Origin of the sequence: Psychrobacillus sp. OK028 (assembly GCF_900103605.1) — a bacterium.
In the GTDB taxonomy this organism is placed as follows: Bacteria; Bacillota; Bacilli; order Bacillales_A; family Planococcaceae; genus Psychrobacillus.
Map to the genome: position 1 here is coordinate 35,963 of NZ_FNHY01000010.1, position 21,499 is coordinate 57,461.

Sequence of the window (21,499 nt, forward strand, 5' to 3'; positions counted from 1 at the left end):
ATGCCAGTGAAAACATTTAAGATGGAAGGCCTTTTAAAGTACGTGAGTGGGGAAGATTCTCAAGTTTTGGCACTTTGTATAATCGATATCGACTATTTCAAACGCTATATTGATTTTCATGGACAGCTGGAAGGCAATAGCTGTTTCGAACAAGTGGCCAATTGCTTGGGAACAGCTATGGGTACTCATAAAGGAATTTTAAGTTATTTATCTGGAGATAAATTTATATGCTTTTTAACAGATATTGAGGCAGAGGACTTTGTACAATTTGCTGAGAATTTGAGAGAGTCTGTGGAAAATCAGAATTTAAAGTTTTGTTGGCAGCAGCATTCCTTTCAGGTGACTATAAGTGTGGGTGGCGTTCATGGTCTAGTGAGTCAATTTAAAGATATGGCAGAATTGATTGCATTAGCAGATGAGGAGCTACATCGAGCAATGTCGACTGGCCGTAATAATGTGAAAATTAAATTCAAATGATGAAAGCTACTAGATGAATCAAGTAGCTTTTTTGTCTCTACTTTTGGTAGAGGAAATTCATAAGTCATAGACGAATATTAATAGAATATAGTCAAAGAGGGAGGGAAAATATTGAAATCTGCATTTGAAATGTTTTCGGCGGTACATATAAGTTCAATGATTACTTTATGCTTACTTATCCTTCTGTTATATATCTGTAGAAATAGGTGGCCAATTCAACAAAAGATAGTCCAATCCATGGAACGTTTTTTCGCTCTTACGTTATTCATAATGGACGGGTATTATTATATATGGCTTGTTCAAACAGGAAGGTGGGACTTTGGTGACTCATTGCCACTTGAACTATGTAGCATTAGTTTAATTGCAACGATTATTTTGCTTTGGACTGGCAATAAGAAGTTTTATCCCTTTGTATTTTTTGCTGGTATTGGAGGAGCTGTTCAGGCAGTTGCTACACCGGTTTTGGATATAAACTTTCCTCACTTCAGGTTCTTCCATTTTTTCTTCACACATTTCGGCATCATTTTAACTGCCCTTTATTTCACATGGGTGAAAGGTTATAGACCTACCTTCAAAGGGGTTGTTCAGACGGTGATTACATTAAATGTGTTGTTACCTTTCTTATTCGCTATAAACTTTTTAGTAGAAGGCAATTATATGTTTTTACAGGAAAAGCCTAAAGGTGGAAGCTTGTTGGATTATTTAGGTCCTTATCCATGGTATATTCTGTCCCTAGAGTTTGTTGCGTTCATAGTATTTTGCTGTTTATGGCTTTTATTTAAGACGAAGAAGAATAAGGAGACTACTACATATGACGTTACTTGATCCTACTAAACTCTCAGGTTGGCTATCCCCCCATTCAATCGAATGGTATCATCAGCTTTCTGAGTTACAGCGTATCTATACATATCCTTGGAATAATACACTTAGTAAGCCTAATGGAGAATCTATTTTTGATGAAGAAGTGAGAAAGATGGTTAAAAATAGAAAAGTTTTAGACGTAGGTTGTGGACACGGAGAATTTACATTTCATTGTAGTTCAATTGCAAAAGAGATCATAGGATTCGATGTAACAGAGAATTTTTTAGAAATTGCAAAAGCCCATAAAAAAGCAAATCTCTCATTTGTGGTTGGAAATATTAAGCAAGGATTACCTTTTGAAAAAGGTGAATTCGATAGTGCATATATTCGAAAAGGACCCACCTCTGCTTATTCTTATCTAACAGAAATAGTTCGAAAGGGCGGAACAATTCTTGGCCTTCATCCAGGGGATGAATCTGGGAAGGAACTGCCTCAACTTTTTCCTGATTTGTTTCAGGAATCTTCAGGTACACCAATTTTAGATAAAATAAATGGCCAATTGGGAATAAGTAGTTTCACCTCTACTGAGCTCGAGCATGTGACAAGTACAGAATATCTGCATTCTCCTTTAGATGTATTAAAATTACGCTGCTTTGGTCAAACAGCCCAAGTTTTTGAGCGACTTAAGAAAGAAGATTTAGTGGAAATTACAAGAATATTTGATAAAAATAGAACCGAGCAAGGATTAGCTATAACCTTTTCTCGCTATATTGTTCGTTTAACCAACTAAACGAAAGAAGTGTTTTTTTAATAGTTACTGTTTGAAAATAGTAACTAAGTGCTTTTTGGTTTTGGGTAGACGAGGATAGCGGGCGCATGAATTTGAATCTATGGCGAAGTTATTTGGATCAGTTCTATTTCGTCAATCAGTATATAGTTGGGAATGTATCTTCATGCCCGTATGTTTTACTAAAACACCTGTTGAAGAAGAACGGAAATGTAATCAATATATCGTAAAACTAATTTACTTTAAAATTAATTAGTTCTTCATATTCACCAGTATTAGTCCGCCATTTGATTTCAACAGTAGCGTGGTTTAACGATATAATTGCTTCCTCTTTAGTAGCTGGAGGATTATTTCCTCCACTCGTCCCAAAGGATATTGCAGTTTGTTCTTCTAGAGGTTCAACTTCCCCACCACGTCCTCCTTCGTCAGTAACTACCGAATAAGTGACATATAGGAGTTCCTCATCTCCTGTATATTCAATACCTCCTCTATCGGAGAGATGGTTATCGGTCATTTCGTATATTAGATGTGCATTCCATAAGTTCCCCTCACCAGTGGCTTTTATAGTTTCTTGATTGGAACAAGCTGTAAGTAAAATCATTGTAAATAGTAAAAAAAGTATTTTTCTCAACATAACTCCTCCTCAAATGCGGATTGAATTGTCCCTTTGTAATAACTTTTTCGACAATTGTATAAAAATACCTCTGATTTTTAAAAAACGTTTCTTTCCCAGCTCATTTTTTATGTGCATTTTAAATGATAGGATGAGAACCACACGATTTTACTTTCAAGCTGTCTACTTGTAATTCTTATAAACTGGATTGTACTGTTTTAGTTCTAAATTAGTATTTCTTAATTAACCTCTACTACAATGCTTTCATAAAATTCCCCATCAATATATACAAGGAATTTCCATACTCCTGCTGTTGGAAATTTAATATTAGAAGGCATATTTACGCTATCAGGGCTTACTTCAGCACCTTTATAAAATGTACCTGAATGTAAATCAATAATATCTTCTGTATCTTTTTTAACTGCTTTAACTTCAACAGGTTTATCTAATATGTTTTCTTTTCCAAAATAAAACCAAAATATTTTATGAATTTTTTCTACATCCATTATAATGTCACCTGTAAAACCCAACGTATCTTGTTTACCAACAATAGTATAAGTAGTCTCTTCCCCATCTTTATTAACAATGGAATGTTCGAATGATGGGGATAAATCCCAACGATTATCTGGGAGCTCATAAACTACTTCATTTGTATCAGAAGTACAAGCAATTAAGGCAATTAACATCAATGACAAAGAAAAGAATAAAAATAACTTTTTCATTAAAAAACCCCTTTTCAATATTATCGAATAAACGTAATAACATTACACATTGAATATATTCCTCACCCAACTTAACCCCTAAAGATAATCCAAGGAATAATAATAAGAAATACCAAAAGCCCAATATATGCCCTTCACGTAACTAAATATAATGACGTTATAGTTTACAGAAAGTTCTGACTTTATAGGAATTATTAGTTGAAATCCATTCTGAACTAACATCAATTAGAAAAAATTAGAAGAATCCAAACTTTTGTAATTTGGTAATCGTTTAATATATAACGAAAGGAGTTGTGGTCTTGCTCAATATTAATAACTTAAAAGAACTAATGCTTCAATATACAGAACCATTATTACGCTTGGCTTATTACTACGTGAAGGATCTCCAAGCGGCAGAGGACATTGTCCAAGAAGTATTCATTAAGTTTTATCATAATAAGAATTATTATGAAGACCGTGGAGAGTTAAAAGCTTATTTATCAAAAATGACGGTTAATAAAAGCAAGGATTATTTAAAAAGCTGGACCTATAGAAAAGTACAATTACAGAATAAATTATTTCCACCGACTGGTAAAAGTAATGCAGATGAATTGGTTAGAAAGGACGAACAAGCAATAATTGGTGAAGCAATTCTTGAGTTGCCTTTAAAACATCGAGAAGTTCTTATTTACTTTTATTTTAATGAAATGACTATTGCGGAGGTTGCTCAATTTTTATCTATACCAGAAAGTACAGTAAAAACTCGATTGAGACGAGGTAAAGAACTATTAAGAAATCAACTGAAAGGAATAGAATGGGAGGTACTTACAAATGAATAACTATATTCCTAATCAGGTGAAAGATTTAAGTACTAGTAAACAACGTGTAATGGAAAATGTAGTGGATGAAGTAGAAAATACCTCAAGAAGATCCAAATATAAATGGAGATATTTAGTTATTACTGCAGTTTTAGCAATAACCGCAATGCTATTTGTCTATAACGAAATATTAATAGAAAATGAACAACAGGCTCTAAGCGAAATGCAACTGGATTTTACCAAGCCTACATTATCTGAAGAACAAGGTTTATTATATCTTCATGGTGTAACTTTAGGTGACTCACAATCAAAAGTAATAGAACGATTAGGGGTAAATTATAAAGTAGATGATTATGAGGATGGCAGTGGTGCAGATTTCATATTAGATTATGGAGGTATCGCCAGATTCTATTTTTATCAAGACAAATTAGATTCAATAATATTTATGAAAGTAGATAAAACTTACTTTGACAAATTATTTAATGATTACAACGGGTTTAAATTTCTTACTCCGACGACTGGAGATGACCGTTATTTCTACTCGAAAGAAACTGGTCAGCTATTAAAGGCAACAATCGTTCCTGACGGAAATCTCTACTTATATCTAATGCGTGGTGGAAAGGACCTCTTGGAAAATCCAGACTTTCCTAAAATTGAACAGATTTTAAATTAGTTCTGATCATAAGATCGCAAGCTCATGTTAAGGTAAAACGGATTGAAAGTATTAGGTGTGAAAAGGAGATAGATGCCGATAAACCATTACAGATCGAAGACCTTTCAAAATACTAGAGTGGTGAAGATTCCGAGGTTGTGGCATATTGTATTTTTAAAATTGACTATTTCACTAGAGCGAAATCGTAAGTGATGAAAAACACTGGGGTAAAAGTACCCCAATGTTTTCTGAGAATCGGTTTATGGGCTATCGTAGCAGATTTAAGGGCTATAGAGATATATTAATGGGCTATATCGAAGACTTTATGGGCGATATCGCCATTTATGAATGAAAAACCTCGGTTTATGGGCTATCTATTCAATAGTATGGGCTATCATCTTTTTAGTTGCGAAGCATCGGCATGGAGCAGCATCGGAAAGATCCACCTGACTTAATGATTTCTGAGAAATCGACCTCCAACACTTGATATCCATGCTGGCACAATTGCTCATTAACGCCATGATTAGTTGGTAAACTAAACACCCGGTTTTCACCAATCGACAACACATTTGTACCCATAGAGAACTGCTCACTTTCGCTTACTTCTATTAAATGATACATGCTCGCCAACTGGTCCACGATTTTCCGGTCCAGCGCAGCCGGATAAATAAGTGCGTCTTTTAAGGAAAGGATATTGAATACACAGTCCAAATGTAAATATTTTGGGTCAAAAGGAATTGGGATGATTTCAAAATCTGGTAATTCAGCTTGCAAAGTTCGAACAGCATTCATACATGTTCGATCGCTTATTCCAACAAACACCCGATTGCCATCCACGATTACATCTCCACCTTCAATTGGGTGAGTAGAAAGCTTTTTATAAGAAACATCCTGTTCATTCATCCAATGAGCTAACACTTTTTCTTCGCCTTGACGAATTTGATTTGCCATTTCCGAAATGAATAATTGGTTGCCCAATGTAAAACCAATGTCTCTAGTGAAGACTTGTTCTGGATGATCTTTACTTGGTCGTAATTTTATTACTTCCACACCCGCATTACGTAAAGCATACTCAAATTTCTGATGCTGCAATACGGCAAGAGAACGGTCAATATTATCTTGTATATATTTTTTTTGAACGTCATTGATTACTTCTTTTATTTCCATATATTTTGGCTCGCATAAAATTACTTTTTGAAGTATTCCATATTCACTTTGACAATGTATTTGAGAGTGGTCTTGCATAGTTTTCACCATTAGTCATCCTCCAATTTCTTTATTCATTCCTTCTTATTCCCTAGATTTTTCATTTCATAACCTGTTTATGCAATTTAGTTTAATAGAATCCGTTGTTTCAGGAATTTTACGTTGGGGTAAAGACTAAACATAAGAGACGGGAAAAAAGATAGTGGAGGGGATTGTATGATTACGAAGGACCAGGCGTTATTGACTAAAGAGGATTTTCATACTAGGAAAGACTTACCGAGTTGGCTCTATAAGGAATATGAAACCTTTCATAATACGGTGACGGATAAAACTTTTCCATGTTTTTTCGGAATGAGTGGAGAACTGAAGGGCGAGCTTCGCTATGCTTACATCAATCAATCCGACTGGAGCAATCTACCCGCGGCAGTAGCAGGTTTTCTAGAATTATTTAAATTACCAAGTTATAAGAGACATGGCCTCTTTGTATTTGTAGAGCCTTTTGAAAAGGAAGGTTCTATTGATGATTACCGCAAGCAATTTTGGGAAATCCTTCAATACTTACATGAAGTCGATGAAGTGGAATGGCCAGAAGACAGTCCTCGTGACCCAGACCACTATTTATGGGATTTCCGATTTAATGGAGAGCCTATCTTTGTGTTCGGCAATACTCCGGCATACAAAAAGCGAAAGACACGTCACCTAGGAAATTCAATGGTGCTTGGATTCCAACCTCGCAAAATATTTGAAGGATTAGAGGGAACAGAAAAAGGTGGTATTATGTCACGTGAGAAAGTCCGGAAACGTGTAGAGGCTTGGGATCAGCTGCCAAAGCATCCAGACATCGGTCACTTCGGAGACCCAACGCATAATGAATGGAAGCAGTTCTTTATTGGTGATGATATCGAACCTATTGAAGGAAAATGTCCATTTCACCATAAATCATTGGCATAAATTCAAGAAAATATAATATACAAAATAGAAAAGAAGCACGTGGGAACTGTCCCACGTGCTTTTTTGGTGCGGACATTCAGTGGACTTTGGGCGGAAGGAATGAGTTCACAGGCTTTCGCCAGACCTCGGGCAGACAGGGTGAAGTCTCGGGCGGATAATAAGAAAGAGCGGGCGGTGAGTCGTCCGTTGGGGTTATGGGCTATCGCAGCATACTTAAGGGCTATCCTCTTAGTTTTATGGGCTATATCGGTGGATTTATGGGCGATAAGACGATTTATAGTTGGAAAACAGCAGGTTATGGGCTATATCCACACTTTTATGGGCTATCCCAATTACGGATAGACCCTATCGTGTTCAAAATCACAGACAGAAGTGATTTTGAACACTTCCTAGTAAGCGAAAAGTGGAATCCTAATGGAGTACCAGGGATATTGTTGTTTATGTTGATACTCGGCTATTGCAATAATACCGACGATTGTTAGTATTCCTCCATAAACAGCATAGCTAGGCTGAAATCCAAGAAGGAGGGTTAGGCTAGTTATACCGACAACTGTAATAAGAAGGCGGAAATACCACAATTTTTGATTCCAAATTGGAGTTAAAAATGCAACGGGAACTAATTGATACATAGCTCCCATAGCTACCATTACCGCAAAGCAATAGAAAGTGTGCACCCATCCACAAACTTGGAAGTCGAAATTGACACGATACTAACAAATCATTATTAAATAGCATAACAACTTGATCTAAAACAAATGCTATTAATGCATACAAGATAAACGCTAATGGAAGTTTAATATTTGTATCGGACTTTAAGCTGGAAGGATTCAAGTTACTCACCAGACTTTGTAATTGTAATTTTAAAGCTTCCATCATCGAGAGGTTCTGTATTATGCGTATAGCCAAGCTCATTTAACTCTGCATACAAAAACATAGGTCGTCGGTCGTTTATAATGGCTATTGTCTCACCGGCATTCATGCTTTCCAATTTTGCTAATGTTCGCATCATTGGCTGTGGAGGCTCTAATCCGCGATTATCAAGAATCACTGTTTTCCACTTCTTTCTCTATATAAGTAATCTGCCAATGTTGTTTCTCTACCTTAATAGCTTCGTAATCGAAACCTTTTTTACCTAATACTTTGTGTCAGGGAATTGGATTGAAGGGTGCAAGTAACACGAAAATTTGCCCCTTTTTTAGCTGCTTAACCGCTCCCATGATTTTATCGAAAGGTTCCTTTTTTAGTAATAAATCCTCTCTCACATCTAACTCTATAATCGTTTGCGTATCCATAGTATCCCACCTTTACGTTATTACCTCTATGATAATTATTTTCAATTACATTTGTATTGACGCGCATCACTTTACACAAAATATCTTATAAAGTAAGGAAGCTATAGTACAATGTGATAGAAGTAATAACTAGCCTAATCAATTCTTGAAATTACAAAAGGGGATAATAGCTTGAATGTGAAAAATAGAAATTTACCTTTTATTTGGATGGTTGTCGCTGTCATTGTTATTTATTCTAGTTTGTTGGCAGCCTATTATACGAATCATATAAATGGTTTTGTTTATATAGGAGTAATGTTAGTTGCATTTGCAATAATGTTAATTCCTTTAATTATTTTTCGAAATGATAAGAAAAGGATACGTAGTTTAAGTTGGATTTCCATAATCCTTGGGGTTTTACTATGTTTTGAAGCTCCACTATTATGGTACGAATCAAATACGTACATAGTTAGTCGCCATGCTGAACCGATAGAAGCCTTCGACAATTCAGGAGTCCACTTAATGCTCGTAACTACTTTTGAAATTGGATACCTGGAAGATAAGGAACTTATCATGGAAGGACTACAACAAGATAATCTAGACATTATAGATTTATATAAAGTTACGAATAAAATTCGTTATCAGAGTAAAAACAGTGAGATCCTTCGATGGTTAAAAATTCAAAAAGATGATTTCACTATTATGAAAGATAATGTAACTAGTTATCTCGTAGATGAAACGAATAGTATTGAGGGTGTTCTAAATAGAAATGATATTTCTGGTGATAGTGTGGGACTTGGATTAGCACTGTCAGCTTTGATTGGAGAAGGGACACTAGAAAATAATTTAACTTTTGGTGTGACTGGTGCTTTAAATGCAACAGGTGATGTGAAGGCAATCGGCATGATAAAAGAAAAAGTATTAATAGCAGCGGAACATGAATACCCATATATGATTATTCCTAGTGAGAATGCTAAGGAGGCAAGTGATGTGAAGACAACACACAATCTAACATTAGAAATATTGGATGTTAGTCATATTAATCAAGCTATTAGTCTGATTCAAGAATTAAATGAGGAGCATGCTAAATAACATTCTAAATTATTTATAACAAAAAAGGCATCCAATTAATTTGGTTGCCTTTTTGTCTCTTTAAAACAATTCATCTTTTAATTTGTCCATATTCAAAATAATATTGCCTGCTACGTCGGAGCTTAGTAGTTTGGACTTAATTTTTAGATATAACTATGCATATTTAGATGAGTTGGCTGAAATGGTCGAGAAGCTAAATTGTGTACTATGGAGTGTGTTCTTCCTTGTTCCTACGGGTAGAGGAAAAGAAACAGATATGATTTCACCTGCAGAGCATGAAAAAGTGTTTAGATGGTTATATGATCTTTCCAAACGAGTACCATTTGATATTAAAACAACTGCAGCACAGCATTATCGCCGAGTAGTTATTCAACAAAAACTACGTGAGCAAAAAGGTATGAGCGACAAAGAGCATATCTTTTATGAAGATGCATTGACAATGGGGGATACTGGTAAAATTGATGGATTAGGTCGAGCACCTAAGGGAGTAAACGATGGGAATGGCTTTGTCTTCATTTCGCATACCGGCGATGTTTTCCCAAGCGGTCTCCTTCCGATAAAAGCTGGCAATGTTCGTCAAACACCTTAGCAGAAATTTACCGTGATTCAGAAGTATTCCAAAACCTACGCAGTCCCGATAAATATAAAGGGAAATGCGGAGTGTGCGAGTTTAATAAAGTGTGTGGAGGATCTAGATCGAGAGCATACAATGTTACCGGAGATTATATGGAAAGCGAACCATACTGCGTATATATTCCACAGTCCATGAGAAAGAAAGCTAAACAAACAATTGTATAACTATAAAGCAAGTAATAGAGGACGATGCTATTACTTGTTTTTTATTGGCTGAGAAGTTGTATTATGAAATATTTAGGCTAGGCAAGTTTCCATGTAAACAAGTAGAATAGATGTATTAGTCTGAAAAATACATGGAAAGAGTTAAGAGGGATTCAGTAATGGCAATTGAACTAGTTAGAGAATATTTTAAACAATTAGGATTGGAGAATAAAATACAAGAATATGAGGCGTCGAGTGCCACCGTAGAATTAGCGGCTATAACACTGAATGTCGAACCCGCTAGGATAGCTAAAACACTTTCTTTCAAAGTTGATGAAGGTTGTATACTAATAGTTGCTGCTGGCGATACAAAGATTGATAATGCAAAATTTAAGAGTATATTCAAAGTGAAGGCAAAAATGTTGTCTCCAGACGAAGTATTAGAACAGGTGGGACATGCTGTTGGAGGAGTTTGTCCATTTGGAATTCCAGCACATATCAATGTTTATCTAGACGAGTCGTTAAAACGTTTTGAAACAATTTTTCCGGCATGTGGGAGTAGTAATAGTGCGATTGAACTTACATGCGAAGAACTTTTTTCTGTTGCAAAAGCGGTTGAGTGGGTGGATGTTTGCAAAGGTTGGACGAATTAATATTGCAGAATAGGGGTGTACAAAATGGATATATCTTTTAAAACGACTGAAGGTAGATTTAATTATCGAGTAGCTGGATTGTTGGTTCACGATGAGAAGCTGCTGATCATGCAAGATAAAGGTCAACCATATTATTATGTGCCTGGCGGTCGGATCAGGATGAACGAAAAAAGCGAAGATGCCGTAAAGCGTGAAATAAAAGAAGAGCTGGGAATAGAAGTGAACGTAAACCGGATGCTCTGGGTAAATGAAAACTTTTTTAAAGAGGAAACTTTTCTTGAACAATTTCATGAAGTTTGCTTCTTTTATTTGTTAGAGTTAAAAGATGAGGAAGTCCTTAAAAAAGGCAGTGAATTTGTAGTGGACGAAAATGGAAAAATACATACTTATTATTGGAAATCGTTGGACGAAATTAATAATATAAATCTTTATCCACAGTTTTTGAAGGAGAAAATGTCCGAGCTACCTTTGCATATAAAGCATATTGTAGAGACTTGAAATGCTCAGAGCTTTTCTTGTCTTTTTTCTTCCATCTCTGCTGAAAAATTTAGAAGATCAAGCAACTCGTCGAGTACAATTACTAATACATACATTAGTACTTCTAACATTTCTGGTACCAGATCATTGATTGTGCTTGTAATTGATAAAAAAATCGGAAGTAAATGTTCTGAATTTTGTAACTCTATTAAAGTTAAACCGTATTATTAATACAAGTACTTTTCGTTATGGGGGAATATTATGAGTATTATATTTATGATAATTTTTACAGGTATTGCTGTAACAGTCGTATTTAAAGTTGCACATCTCATATACTTATTGTTCAAGCTGGGCTTCAACTCCGAAGTTATAAAGTTTCTATTCGTCCTTGCAGTCATGGCAGCCTTTGGCACGTTTGTATTAATCGGTTCAGATTTTAGTATAGCTGGTTTTGTTATAGCGTCACTCATTGGTGGTGTGTTGCTACCTTACTTGTTTGAAATCACAAAGATGAAACCAAAATCTCATTACGGGACAGAGAAACCAAAGAGTGTATCAGAAAGCAATTACGCATGGAGCTACTATGGTGGTGGCGATGGGGATTGTGGAAACGTAGGTTATAGCAGTGTTAGTGCAGGTTTTAGCATTGATAGTGGTGGTGATTGTAGTGGAGGCGGGGGAGGTGGCGATTAACCGTAGTACAACAGAAAAAAGAATCCATACGAGTGGTCGTATTTATGGATTCTTTTTTATATTTTATTTGGGTTCAAGGAAAAATGTATAGGACGATTACCTAAATATAAATTAATTATAAACAAATCTGTACTGAATAGGCGGAAAGAAACTACCTATTATTAAACAATAAAAACGCTGAATATACTCAGCGCTTTTATTATGTTTTGATATTAGGCTATATATGTGAAATCAATTAATAAGTAGTTACTTTCGTAAACTTTTGCAAAGTATAAATCCAGCGCTGCCACCAAGTAAAACTATCTTGGAACTCTTCCACTTCTACTGTGTACAAAGCATCTTCATTGTTCCAAAGTCGTTCAAAATAACTCTCCATTTCTGTTACTAACTGGCTATCATTCGGTGCAATCACCTTTAAATTGCTTTCTAGGTTATAATTGTCGAGTGTTCTTTCCGTGTAATTAGCAGAACCATTCGAAATTATCGTATGCTCATCCGATTGAATCCAAATTGCTTTGGTATGATATTGACCGATAACGGTATTGTACCAACGTATGTTTAATTTACCTTTTGTATCCTCAACCATTTCCTGTACTACGGGACGATTTGGGAGACCGGATTTTTCTTGTCCGAAAGAATTTTCGTTTGGATCGAGAATCATATTAACTTCTACACCTCTATTTGCTGCATCTATGAGAGCATTGACGATATCTCGCTTAGATACAAAGAACATACCAAGCCAAATTTTATCTCCTTTTTTTGTTGCTGCTAAGTCTGCGAGGAGCGCATCTAAGATTTTCTTCTCGGTTAAATACTGAACTTGATATTGTCCATCTGATTCTTTCTTATTAACACGAGGTAGCTTTGGCCCCCCCGAAAATAATGATACAGCTTCCTCGGATTCTAAAATATCATTTAATACTGAACCACTTACCTTCAAGGCAATATTGCCATGAAATCCACTAGCATCATGAGGATTAGAGGAAGTCACTATTGCTTCCTTTTCGGTTACTACTGCCTTCCGATGATTTGCTTTGACATTGAGTAATGTCAAATAGGAAGCGACCGTCATTTTAGGAGCCTCACTTGCCATCGCATTTGGAATCCAACCCTTTCCACCAAAGTCAAACCACTGGAAAAAAATACGGTAAATACCCGAGTAGATTGGTGTAGAGTCGCGTAATGAATCTAAATCGGTATAGACAATTTCGACGCCAGCATCTCTCATTTTCTTAAACCATTCATTCTCATATGATCCATATCCTTTATTCAATGGATCGGTGATAAATACAATGGGCATATCGGGGTGGTCTATCTTTTTTTGGGCCAACGTTGTAGACAGAGTATCCGCAATCTTAGGGAAATCTTCTTTTTCATCGTAAAATCCATCAAATAAGAAAAAGTCCACTACAACAAATTCTTCAGCCTCTTCAATCATTTGATAAACTTCTTCAAAGATAAAATTTTCATGCACCATTCCAGTTCCTTCACGATCTTGAGCGAAAGTTAAATCCGTAATCATCTCAACCGAATCTGTTTTATGTATGTCTCCCTTAAAGGAAACGCCTTCGGGTAAAGGCTTGTATGTATGCCACAAAATTACTGCAATATAAATAAGTCCAAATACACCGATAGACCCCATAACGATTCTTTTTCGTTTACTCCATGGCTTACTTTTCTTTCTAGCCATTTTTCTTCCCCCTGCCAATAATGTTTATAGTGCTTTTCCCTTATATTGAACAATACAAACCACATACAGTTAGGGTTATGTTCACATACATTTTAAAAATTGAATTATCTAGTTTTGCATGACCAGTATTATGATTTACGTTAATTTGGGAATTTATGTTTTTTAGGTTGGAAATGAAATATAATTAGAGAACAGAAGAGGAAAGGAATGATGAAATGAAAAGTAAACTGACTCAATTATTAGAGCGCCAAAAGAATGTTCATGTATTATATTCTTATTATGAATTGGAAAATTATTTGGAACAAGTAGTGAGTTTTATTGAAGACGGCATTCAAGCAGGCGAATACACTATTCTTGTTGAAAATGACAGACTATACCTTCTCATTCAAAAAGAATTGAGCAACAGGTTAACGAAAGATCAAATGAAATTTCTTCATTTTGTAAATAGCTTATCATTCTATTATTCAAGTGGTAGTTATCACCCTCCAGCGATAGCTACTTACTTTACTAATATGGTTCAGCCTTATGTAGAAAAAAAGATTACTTTCCGCTCTTGGGCACATGTTGAGTGGAGCTCTATGGAAGAACCACTTCATCTAATAAAAGATTTTGAGAAAATTGTAGATGAAGCGGTTAATCAGATTGAGTTTCCATTGATTTGTGCATACTCAGGAGAGAGGATGCCAGATTACCTCAAAACAATTTTACTAGAAACACATCCCTATGTTTTACTAGAAGATGATTTCATAGCTTCGGAACAGTATCAATCATCTGATGTAGTGAAATAAGGGTGTCCATTTATAAGTAAAGGAAATTGGCTTAATGAAGTAATTACCTGGTGCTTTAGTAAAAAAAGATACTGTTAGTGACGTTAATCACGAACAACATCTAGATTAAATTGGAACAGTAGGGGTAACAACTTGTTCCTGTGTTTTGTTATCTTTAGATGGTGCTCTTTACTTAAATATAACATGAACAAAACGCGAGAAGCCTTGCAGCAGCTACAATTTGAATACCGTACATATCTGCTACAGCACCATTTACCATTGGATTTAAGAATAAACCAATGAACTCACCGGTACTGATAGTTAACCGATAGTATGTCCTGAGTATTGTACTCGGGCAGACTTAACTGGAATACCTTACATCGACATACCCATAACACCTGAACCAGCTGATCAGAGGGATAAAAGCACCAACATTAACAGAATTGTGATTTTCGGAAGACTTCATAGCTAATATAGATTGTGTTTGTGGAATTAGTGAACCTTCTACAATTCCCATTTAATAGGCGGAGCACAAATAACATTGTGAATGTTTGTGCTAAACCATGTAATAAAAAGAACATATCTTATACGAAATTTTAAAAAGAGCCCTTTCCTTTGGGTTCTTTTTTTATGTCGATCATTTAGAAGACACGACTAGGAAACGAATCGGTTTATCTGAGTAGTTATACCAATAATGTGATTTACTCGCATCAAACATAATAGATTGCTGCTCCTGTAATTCCTGTTTTTCCTCGTCCACAACAACTGTCAAAGATCCTTCGAGGACAAATAAAAATTCATGACCACCGTGTGCGAAGGCATTACCTTCGTTTTCACCTGGCTGTAGCGTTACAAGAATAGGTGCGTACGATGCTTCTTTCATCCCACATGATAAATCCTTGTAATAGAATTGCTGTCTAATTTCTTCTAATTCATCTGCCTTCGTGTTTTCAGGGAAAAATACAGTTGGATTCACTTTTAATGCATCTGCAATCTTTTTTAAGGATTCAAGTGTAACGCTCGATTTTCCACGTTCCACCTGAGATAAGAAGCTTATAGAGACATCAGTCTGTTCTGCAAGCTCCTTTAACGTTAGCTTACGTTCCTTTCGTAATTCTTTTAAGATCTTTCCTATTGAATGAGAAGACATATATCATTCTCCTTAACTTTAATGTATATAACCATCATACCTTACTCTTTTAAAATCCTTCCAATTTTTATTTACAAAACAATGTTGACAGAAAATTTGAAACTCTTTAGAATAAAAGACGGGAGAATTAAAGTGTCACTTCAATTTCAAGATAGGGGAGATGTAAGATGGATCAAAAACGTATGAGGAAAGTATGGATTGCTAGTTTAGTAGGAAGCTCGATAGAATGGTTCGATTATTTCCTATATGGTACAGTTGCAGCACTAGTATTTAATCAATTATTTTTTGTAACAGAAGACCCATCAGTAGGATTAATATTGGCGTATGCTTCTTTTGCTTTATCGTTCTTTATCCGTCCATTTGGGGGAATTATCTTCAGTCATGTTGGAGATAGGATTGGTCGTAAAAAAACACTAGTTGTAACTTTAACGCTAATGGGCGTTGCTACATTTGGGATGGGTTTACTCCCAACCTATCAAGCAATCGGTATTTGGGCACCTATTCTATTAATCACTTTACGCTTAGTACAAGGACTAGGTATTGGAGGAGAGTGGGGAGGAGCTTTACTACTGGCAGTTGAGTATGCACCGAAAGAAAAAAGAGGATTATATGGGGCAATACCTCAAATGGGTGTAACAATCGGAATGGTAATGGGAACAGTTGCATTGTCGATTATGACTTTGCTTCCTGAAGGCTCATTTATGACATGGGGCTGGCGCGTGCCATTTATATTAAGTGCTTTACTAGTAATTTTTGGATTGTGGATTCGTAAAGGTATTGATGAAACACCTTCATTTAAGAAAGTGCAAGAGACTGGAGATATTCCTAAATTACCACTAGTAGATACATTAAAGTATCACTGGAGAGAAGTATTAATAGCAATTGGAGCAAAGGTAGTAGAGACCGCACCATTTTATATTTTTGGAACGTTTGTTGTTTCCTACGCAACGACAGAATTAGGTTTTTCTCGTACAACAACGTTAAATACAGTAATGGTAGCAACAATTATTACAACTATCCTGATTCCAATTATGGGAAGCTTATCGGATAGAATTGGACGGAAAAAAGTGTATGTTGCTGGAACAGTGGGGATGCTTTTGTTTGCTTTCCCATACTTCTGGATGCTTCAACAGCAATCGGTCGTTCTACTGGTTGTCGCAACAGTAATTGGGTTAGGAATTATTTGGGCTCCTATTACAGCGGTACTTGGTACTATGTTCTCTGAAATCTTTAATGCAAAGGTTCGCTATACAGGAGTTACACTAGGCTATCAAATTGGAGCAGCTTTAGCGGGAGGTACAGCACCACTAGTTGCTGCAAGCTTAATGTTAAAGTTTAACGGATCTTATGTACCAGTTGCTATTTATATTATGTTCACAGCCATAATTTCTTTAGTAGCTATTTGGGCTGTGAAGGATCGTAGTCAGGAAAATTTAGATGAAGAAAACAAACCATTAGAAATGGCTAAAAAAAAGGTCAAGATTAATAAAGGATTAAGCGAAGTCTAAATAACAAAACTCGTCTTTGTTCAAAAATTAAAGACGAGTTTTTTCATCATTGGAGGAATACATCATGTTAGTAGTGAATGAAAAACAAATTATGCATACATATAAGATAAACGATGCAATACAAGATGTAGAAGAGTTATTAAAAGCGAAGGTAGCAGAGAAAATTGCAAACCCACATCGGACCGTTATCGAATTCCCACAACATGAAGCATCTGCTCTATATATGCCAAGCGCTGATTTAGTAGAGGAAGTTACAGCAGTTAAAGTAGTAACGATCTACCCGAACAATCCTGCTAATGGCAAACCGACGACACAAGGGGTCGTATTATTATCGGATGCACAAAACGGAGAGCATGTGGCAATGTTGAATGCTTCTTATTTAACTCGATTACGTACAGGTGCGTTGAGCGGAATAGCAACTGATTATTTAGCCCGAAAAAATGCAAAGGTACTGACGATTATTGGAACTGGTGCAATGGCGTTCGAACAAGCTTTAGGTGTCCTTGCAGTCCGGGATATAGAGCGCATATTATTGTTTAATCGTAATGCTGAAAAAGCACAGAAATTTGGAGAGAAGCTAGTAGACTTTGGTGTTCAAATTCCATTTGAAGTAGTGGCTGATGTATCGATTGCAGTCCGTCAGGCAGATATCATTTGTTGTGCGACTCGTTCGAACGAGCCCGTATTTAATGGAGAGGATCTTAAGCCTGGTACACACATCAACGGCGTCGGTTCCTATTTACCACATATGCAGGAGATGGACGTGACAACAATCAAACAAGCTTCTAAAATAGTTGTAGATGACTTAGCTGGCGTGAAGGATGAAGCTGGTGAACTGATGCACGCGGAAAAAATTGGCGTGTGGTCATTTGATGAAGTACATGGGGAACTAGGACAGCTAGTTGTGGATCAAGTAAGTGGTCGAGAAAACGAGGATGAAATTACATTGTTTAAATCCGTTGGGGCAGCTTATTTTGATTTGGCAGTAGCTAAAGGAACATACGTAAAAGCGAAAGAACAAAACATTGGTACACATATAGAAGTTTAATAAATAATGTGAGAGAGCCGCTTCCTTGGAGGCGGTTTTTGTATTCAGCTTATCCCTTTAGCGAGTAAACTAACGTTTAGAGCGAGTATATCAAGCAAGACAGCTAGTAAAATAAAAAATTGCGCAAAGTATACAGTTTGGTAGAGCGAGTATCGAAAACAATCAGGTGAAAATTGTGAAAAAATATTTCACAAAATAGAGGAATCATGGCATTATCTTAAACTAATTAGGGTAAACATGAGTGGAAGTAAATATAGTAGAAGAAAGGGGGCCAAGTGAGTTGATTCGTTTCGAAAATATTAGGAAAGTTTTTCCAGATGGAACAGAAGCTCTGCGAGATGTCTCTTTAACGATTCCTAAGGAACAATTAGTGGTCATCATTGGACCTAGCGGATGCGGGAAAACTACTCTTTTAAAAATGATTAATCGATTAGAAATTCCTACGACAGGTGAAGTTTTCGTGGGAGACAAAGCAATTTCCACTATAGATCCTGTAGAGCTCAGAAAAACGATTGGATACGTTATTCAACGAATTGGTTTGTTTCCACATATGACAATAGAAAAAAATGCTGCACTTGTACCGAATTTGAAAGGGTGGACAAAGGATAAGACGACTGCGCGCATTCACGAACTAATGATAATGGTTGGCCTTCAACCCGATCAGTTTCTGCCTAAATATCCACTTGAGCTTAGTGGTGGTCAGCAACAACGAATAGGGGTTGTGCGGGCGCTTGCTGCAAACCCAGATATTATTTTAATGGATGAACCATTTAGTGCTTTAGATCCGATAAGCCGTGAACAATTGCAAGATGAGATAAAGTATTTACAGGAAAAGATTAAGAAAACAATCGTTTTTGTTACGCATGATATTGATGAAGCATTGAAAATTGCCGATATGATTGTCGTCATGAAAGATGGCAGGATTGAGCAAGTTGGAACACCTACTGAGTTGATAGAAAACCCTTTTAATGACTTCGTGAAAAACTTTATTGGTATTGAAAGAATTAATCGGAAAAAGTCTATTGGAAAAAGAGAGTTACAGGACTTTGCTAGCTATTTCGACAGAGAATGGGATTCCCATTATCTTGAGGTAGAGGCCTCTATGTTTGTAGAAGAGGCTATTTCGTTACTGGAAAACGAAAGTACAAAGGGACTACTAGTAAAGCGCAGTAACGAGGTGCTAGGTTTCGTCAACCAATCTATCCTTCTTCGAGCAATGCTAGCTAAGGAAGAGGTGGTATAGTGAGTAGCTTTATGGAGACACTTCAAAGTCGTTCAGATTTAATTCAGGAGGCTTTTATTCAGCATATTTACTTATCTTTTATTGCGTTAGCAATCGGGATTGCAATTGCATTACCTCTAGGGATATTAGTTGCAAGATATCGTAAAGTTGCTGAGCCCGTTATAGGAATCACCGCCATCTTTCAAACTATACCTAGCTTGGCGTTATTTGGATTTCTAGTACCGCTAATTGGAATTGGAACAAAAACTGCTTTAATTGCTTTAATCATATACGCACTTTTACCCATTTTACGTAATACATATACCGGAATTTCAAACATTGATGAATCTATGATTGAGGCTGGAAGAGGGATGGGGATGACTAGAAGTCAGTTGCTTTGGCAAATTGAATTTCCGCTTGCGTTACCATTTATAATGGCGGGAATTCGAACAGCTACTGTTCTGACTGTAGGTATTGCTACACTGGCAACATTTGTAGGAGCAGGTGGGTTAGGAGACGTAATTTACCGTGGATTGCAATCCTATAATAACTCACTCGTTTTAGCAGGTGCTTTACCTGTTGCGTTATTAGCAATTATATTTGATTTTCTATTAAAATGGATTGAAAAAAGAGCTACACCAAAAGGAATGAGAATGAGAGGATGAAGCATATGAAAAAGTTAATGGGAATGGCGGGACTTTCAGCAGTAATGCTTTTAAGTGCCTGCTCGAATTCTGAGGAAACGTTAGTAATTAGTGGAAAACCGTGGACAGAGCAATTTATACTCCCGCAGATTTTAGGACAATACATTGAGGAGAAAACAGATATTGATGTGGAATATAAAGAAGGCCTAGGAGAAGTGGCCATTATGACTCCAGCTCTAGAAAAAGGCGATATTGATCTGTACGTAGAGTATACGGGCACAGGCTTAAAGGATGTGTTGAAAGTTGAATCTGAGGTGGGAGAAAGCTCTGATAGTGTGCTCGGAAAAGTAAGAAAAGGCTATGAGGAGAAGTTTGAGGCTACGTGGTTAAGTCCACTTGGATTTGAAAATACGTACACATTAGCTTATACAAAAGATAATAAGTACAATGCAGAAACTTACTCAGATTTAGTGGAGGCTTCTAAAAAAGGAGGCATGGTATTTGGGGCACCTCACGCTTTTTATGAAAGAAAGGGTGACGGCTTTGACGATTTAATAAATACATATCCATTTGTATTTTCAGAAACGCAAAGTTTAGATCCAAATGTTATGTATGAAGCATTGAAAAATGGAGATGTCGATGTCATACCTGCATTTACGACAGATGGTCGCATTGAACGATTTGATTTGCAAACGACAACGGATGATTTAGGATTTTTTCCAAAATATGATGCCGCTCCAGTAGTTCGGATGGATGCACTTAAAAAGTTTCCTGAGCTAGAAGATACGTTAAATGAATTGGCAGGGAAAATATCAGAAGAAGATATGCTGAAGATGAATGCGAGAGTTGATATCGATGGCGATAAACCGGAGGATGTAGCTCATGACTTTTTAGTAGAGAAAGGTTTAATTGAGAAATAAAAAAACACCCGTTTCTAGAAATCTAGAATCGGGTGAAATTATTTAGATTAACGTTTTGAAGTTTAATCGTTTATTTAAAGCATAAATGATTGGGATTCCGACAGCTAATACACCGAATTCTCCAGCTGCAACTGTTAACCATGTATAGAAGAATGGTAGATCAAATGCAATCATTAACTCTAATGCGATGATACACATTGTAAATGTAAAAAGAAGTGTATTGATAGCCATGCGGGCAATGTCACCTTTTACATACTTAGTTGCCAAAATCGTTAGCGATAATGTAATGATAGAATGCGCTACTCCAAATGTTAGGTCGAAAGCGGCCATTGGAGAGAACATATTTGTGATGAATACTCCTAATACAATTCCAAAAAAGTATTTTTTATTAAATACGATTAAGTGATTAAACATCTCCGCAATTCGAAATTGTACTGCACCAAATGCAAAAGGAGCGACTAGTAGAGATACCGCGACATAAAGAGCGGCAATAACACCGGTTACTGCAATAGTTTTTGTTTTCATTATTCAATTCTCCTTAGTTTTTTTCCGTGGGAGGTTCTCGAACCACGTAAGTTTTC

Annotated in this window: 25 protein-coding genes, 1 pseudogene and 1 riboswitch; of the genes and pseudogenes, 18 read left to right on the top strand and 8 right to left on the bottom strand. The window is 36.3% G+C overall.

All coding sequences use genetic code 11. The annotated features are described in order from the left end of the window. Positions 1–6: 6 nt before the first annotated feature. The 3 genes from BLR36_RS15980 (at position 7) to BLR36_RS15990 (ending at position 2,068) form a co-directional block, all read left to right on the top strand. Positions 7–477, top strand: a complete 471-nt coding sequence (locus tag BLR36_RS15980; RefSeq protein ID WP_175454103.1) for a GGDEF domain-containing protein — start codon at positions 7–9, stop codon at positions 475–477. Between the two features lie 111 nt (positions 478–588). Then, positions 589–1,302 carry a YwaF family protein gene (locus BLR36_RS15985; protein WP_254771436.1) on the top strand — a complete coding sequence of 238 codons (714 nt, stop codon included), beginning with the start codon at positions 589–591 and terminating at the stop codon, positions 1,300–1,302. Then, positions 1,289–2,068, top strand: a complete 780-nt coding sequence (locus tag BLR36_RS15990) for a class I SAM-dependent methyltransferase (protein WP_093062743.1) — start codon at positions 1,289–1,291, stop codon at positions 2,066–2,068. The genes BLR36_RS15985 and BLR36_RS15990 overlap by 14 nt, the downstream gene beginning before the upstream one ends. A gap of 229 nt (positions 2,069–2,297) precedes the next feature. Here BLR36_RS15990 and BLR36_RS15995 read toward each other — a convergent pair whose 3' ends face one another. Continuing rightward, positions 2,298–2,696 carry a membrane lipoprotein lipid attachment site-containing protein gene (locus tag BLR36_RS15995; RefSeq protein WP_093062744.1) on the bottom strand — a complete coding sequence of 133 codons (399 nt, stop codon included), beginning with the start codon at positions 2,694–2,696 and terminating at the stop codon, positions 2,298–2,300. Positions 2,697–2,917: 221 nt separating this feature from the next. Continuing rightward, positions 2,918–3,400, bottom strand: a complete 483-nt coding sequence (locus BLR36_RS16000; RefSeq protein WP_093062745.1) for a hypothetical protein — start codon at positions 3,398–3,400, stop codon at positions 2,918–2,920. Positions 3,401–3,693: 293 nt separating this feature from the next. On the opposite strand from BLR36_RS16000, the gene BLR36_RS16005 reads away from it, so the two are divergent. Together BLR36_RS16005 and BLR36_RS16010 are read left to right on the top strand one after the other, a co-directional pair. Next, positions 3,694–4,218 carry a sigma-70 family RNA polymerase sigma factor gene (locus BLR36_RS16005; protein WP_254771437.1) on the top strand — a complete coding sequence of 175 codons (525 nt, stop codon included), beginning with the start codon at positions 3,694–3,696 and terminating at the stop codon, positions 4,216–4,218. After that, complete coding sequence (locus tag BLR36_RS16010; RefSeq protein WP_093062746.1) at positions 4,211–4,870, top strand: hypothetical protein; 660 nt, start codon at positions 4,211–4,213, stop codon at positions 4,868–4,870. Before BLR36_RS16005 ends, BLR36_RS16010 begins: the two co-directional genes overlap by 8 nt. 381 nt (positions 4,871–5,251) lie before the next feature. Here the strand turns inward: BLR36_RS16010 and BLR36_RS16015 are convergent, their stop codons facing one another. Continuing rightward, the gene (locus BLR36_RS16015) at positions 5,252–6,106 is read right to left on the bottom strand and encodes a dimethylarginine dimethylaminohydrolase family protein (RefSeq protein WP_093062747.1); all 855 of its coding nucleotides are present in this window, start codon (positions 6,104–6,106) and stop codon (positions 5,252–5,254) included. A 165-nt stretch (positions 6,107–6,271) separates the two neighbouring features. On the opposite strand from BLR36_RS16015, the gene BLR36_RS16020 reads away from it, so the two are divergent. Continuing rightward, on the top strand, positions 6,272–7,006 hold the full coding sequence (locus BLR36_RS16020) for a YqcI/YcgG family protein (protein ID WP_093062748.1): 735 nt from the start codon (positions 6,272–6,274) through the stop codon (positions 7,004–7,006). A gap of 194 nt (positions 7,007–7,200) precedes the next feature. Beyond that, the gene (locus BLR36_RS18610) at positions 7,201–7,488 is read left to right on the top strand and encodes a hypothetical protein (RefSeq protein WP_139185111.1); all 288 of its coding nucleotides are present in this window, start codon (positions 7,201–7,203) and stop codon (positions 7,486–7,488) included. Between the two features lie 350 nt (positions 7,489–7,838). Here BLR36_RS18610 and BLR36_RS16035 read toward each other — a convergent pair whose 3' ends face one another. Both BLR36_RS16035 and BLR36_RS19270 read right to left on the bottom strand, forming a co-directional pair. Then, entirely contained in the window at positions 7,839–8,054 is a 216-nt protein-coding gene (locus BLR36_RS16035; protein ID WP_093062751.1) for a DUF2249 domain-containing protein, read from the bottom strand. A 97-nt stretch (positions 8,055–8,151) separates the two neighbouring features. Beyond that, positions 8,152–8,298 carry a DUF2249 domain-containing protein gene (locus BLR36_RS19270; RefSeq protein WP_371326740.1) on the bottom strand — a complete coding sequence of 49 codons (147 nt, stop codon included), beginning with the start codon at positions 8,296–8,298 and terminating at the stop codon, positions 8,152–8,154. 177 nt (positions 8,299–8,475) lie between these two features. On the opposite strand from BLR36_RS19270, the gene BLR36_RS16045 reads away from it, so the two are divergent. The 5 genes and pseudogenes from BLR36_RS16045 to BLR36_RS16065 all read left to right on the top strand — a co-directional run bounded on the left by BLR36_RS16045 (position 8,476) and on the right by BLR36_RS16065 (position 11,969). Next, the gene (locus tag BLR36_RS16045) at positions 8,476–9,369 is read left to right on the top strand and encodes a S16 family serine protease (protein ID WP_254771440.1); all 894 of its coding nucleotides are present in this window, start codon (positions 8,476–8,478) and stop codon (positions 9,367–9,369) included. 136 nt (positions 9,370–9,505) lie between these two features. Then, positions 9,506–10,167, top strand: a pseudogene (locus BLR36_RS18615) (radical SAM/SPASM domain-containing protein); the annotation flags it as partial. Positions 10,168–10,325: 158 nt separating this feature from the next. Next, positions 10,326–10,799, top strand: a complete 474-nt coding sequence (locus tag BLR36_RS16055; RefSeq protein ID WP_093062753.1) for a YbaK/EbsC family protein — start codon at positions 10,326–10,328, stop codon at positions 10,797–10,799. A gap of 24 nt (positions 10,800–10,823) precedes the next feature. Next, positions 10,824–11,297 carry an NUDIX hydrolase gene (locus BLR36_RS16060; RefSeq protein ID WP_093062754.1) on the top strand — a complete coding sequence of 158 codons (474 nt, stop codon included), beginning with the start codon at positions 10,824–10,826 and terminating at the stop codon, positions 11,295–11,297. Between the two features lie 240 nt (positions 11,298–11,537). Continuing rightward, positions 11,538–11,969: a hypothetical protein gene (locus BLR36_RS16065; protein ID WP_093062755.1), complete on the top strand. Its 432-nt coding sequence runs from the start codon at positions 11,538–11,540 to the stop codon at positions 11,967–11,969. A 235-nt stretch (positions 11,970–12,204) separates the two neighbouring features. Here the strand turns inward: BLR36_RS16065 and BLR36_RS16070 are convergent, their stop codons facing one another. Beyond that, positions 12,205–13,659, bottom strand: a complete 1,455-nt coding sequence (locus BLR36_RS16070) for a phospholipase D family protein (RefSeq protein WP_093062756.1) — start codon at positions 13,657–13,659, stop codon at positions 12,205–12,207. A 215-nt stretch (positions 13,660–13,874) separates the two neighbouring features. Between BLR36_RS16070 and BLR36_RS16075 the strand changes: the two genes are divergently transcribed. Continuing rightward, positions 13,875–14,447, top strand: a complete 573-nt coding sequence (locus BLR36_RS16075; RefSeq protein WP_093062757.1) for an MEDS domain-containing protein — start codon at positions 13,875–13,877, stop codon at positions 14,445–14,447. A gap of 616 nt (positions 14,448–15,063) precedes the next feature. Here BLR36_RS16075 and BLR36_RS16080 read toward each other — a convergent pair. After that, positions 15,064–15,576: a helix-turn-helix domain-containing protein gene (locus BLR36_RS16080; protein ID WP_093062758.1), complete on the bottom strand. Its 513-nt coding sequence runs from the start codon at positions 15,574–15,576 to the stop codon at positions 15,064–15,066. A 167-nt stretch (positions 15,577–15,743) separates the two neighbouring features. Between BLR36_RS16080 and BLR36_RS16085 the strand changes: the two genes are divergently transcribed. The 5 genes from BLR36_RS16085 to BLR36_RS16105 all read left to right on the top strand — a co-directional run bounded on the left by BLR36_RS16085 (position 15,744) and on the right by BLR36_RS16105 (position 20,918). Then, a complete protein-coding gene (locus tag BLR36_RS16085) occupies positions 15,744–17,084 on the top strand; it encodes an MFS transporter (RefSeq protein ID WP_093062759.1) in 1,341 nt (446 codons plus the stop codon). A 64-nt stretch (positions 17,085–17,148) separates the two neighbouring features. Further along, on the top strand, positions 17,149–18,132 hold the full coding sequence (locus BLR36_RS16090) for an ornithine cyclodeaminase family protein (RefSeq protein WP_093062760.1): 984 nt from the start codon (positions 17,149–17,151) through the stop codon (positions 18,130–18,132). 280 nt (positions 18,133–18,412) lie between these two features. Continuing rightward, positions 18,413–19,375: an ABC transporter ATP-binding protein gene (locus BLR36_RS16095; protein ID WP_093062761.1), complete on the top strand. Its 963-nt coding sequence runs from the start codon at positions 18,413–18,415 to the stop codon at positions 19,373–19,375. A gap of 11 nt (positions 19,376–19,386) precedes the next feature. Continuing rightward, positions 19,387–20,019: an ABC transporter permease gene (locus tag BLR36_RS16100; protein ID WP_093062849.1), complete on the top strand. Its 633-nt coding sequence runs from the start codon at positions 19,387–19,389 to the stop codon at positions 20,017–20,019. A gap of 5 nt (positions 20,020–20,024) precedes the next feature. Beyond that, a complete protein-coding gene (locus BLR36_RS16105) occupies positions 20,025–20,918 on the top strand; it encodes a glycine betaine ABC transporter substrate-binding protein (protein WP_371326741.1) in 894 nt (297 codons plus the stop codon). 42 nt (positions 20,919–20,960) lie between these two features. Here BLR36_RS16105 and BLR36_RS16110 read toward each other — a convergent pair whose 3' ends face one another. Then, positions 20,961–21,443, bottom strand: coding sequence for a QueT transporter family protein (locus BLR36_RS16110; RefSeq protein ID WP_093062763.1), 483 nt, complete (start codon positions 21,441–21,443; stop codon positions 20,961–20,963). Between the two features lie 7 nt (positions 21,444–21,450). Continuing rightward, positions 21,451–21,495: riboswitch (PreQ1 riboswitch) on the bottom strand. Positions 21,496–21,499 lie beyond the last annotated feature (4 nt).

Coding starts and splice junctions, on each gene's coding strand:
- BLR36_RS16000 (WP_093062745.1), bottom strand. CDS start 3,400: ATGAAAAAGTTATTTTTATTCTTTTCTTTGTCATTGATGTTAATTGCC.
- BLR36_RS16060 (WP_093062754.1), top strand. CDS start 10,824: ATGGATATATCTTTTAAAACGACTGAAGGTAGATTTAATTATCGAGTA.
- BLR36_RS18610 (WP_139185111.1), top strand. CDS start 7,201: ATGGGCTATCGCAGCATACTTAAGGGCTATCCTCTTAGTTTTATGGGC.
- BLR36_RS16110 (WP_093062763.1), bottom strand. CDS start 21,443: ATGAAAACAAAAACTATTGCAGTAACCGGTGTTATTGCCGCTCTTTAT.
- BLR36_RS16080 (WP_093062758.1), bottom strand. CDS start 15,576: ATGTCTTCTCATTCAATAGGAAAGATCTTAAAAGAATTACGAAAGGAA.
- BLR36_RS16020 (WP_093062748.1), top strand. CDS start 6,272: ATGATTACGAAGGACCAGGCGTTATTGACTAAAGAGGATTTTCATACT.
- BLR36_RS16085 (WP_093062759.1), top strand. CDS start 15,744: ATGGATCAAAAACGTATGAGGAAAGTATGGATTGCTAGTTTAGTAGGA.
- BLR36_RS16010 (WP_093062746.1), top strand. CDS start 4,211: ATGAATAACTATATTCCTAATCAGGTGAAAGATTTAAGTACTAGTAAA.
- BLR36_RS16100 (WP_093062849.1), top strand. CDS start 19,387: ATGGAGACACTTCAAAGTCGTTCAGATTTAATTCAGGAGGCTTTTATT.
- BLR36_RS16070 (WP_093062756.1), bottom strand. CDS start 13,659: ATGGCTAGAAAGAAAAGTAAGCCATGGAGTAAACGAAAAAGAATCGTT.
- BLR36_RS16065 (WP_093062755.1), top strand. CDS start 11,538: ATGAGTATTATATTTATGATAATTTTTACAGGTATTGCTGTAACAGTC.
- BLR36_RS19270 (WP_371326740.1), bottom strand. CDS start 8,298: ATGGATACGCAAACGATTATAGAGTTAGATGTGAGAGAGGATTTATTA.
- BLR36_RS16090 (WP_093062760.1), top strand. CDS start 17,149: ATGTTAGTAGTGAATGAAAAACAAATTATGCATACATATAAGATAAAC.
- BLR36_RS16075 (WP_093062757.1), top strand. CDS start 13,875: ATGAAAAGTAAACTGACTCAATTATTAGAGCGCCAAAAGAATGTTCAT.
- BLR36_RS16105 (WP_371326741.1), top strand. CDS start 20,025: ATGAAAAAGTTAATGGGAATGGCGGGACTTTCAGCAGTAATGCTTTTA.
- BLR36_RS15990 (WP_093062743.1), top strand. CDS start 1,289: ATGACGTTACTTGATCCTACTAAACTCTCAGGTTGGCTATCCCCCCAT.
- BLR36_RS16015 (WP_093062747.1), bottom strand. CDS start 6,106: ATGGTGAAAACTATGCAAGACCACTCTCAAATACATTGTCAAAGTGAA.
- BLR36_RS16055 (WP_093062753.1), top strand. CDS start 10,326: ATGGCAATTGAACTAGTTAGAGAATATTTTAAACAATTAGGATTGGAG.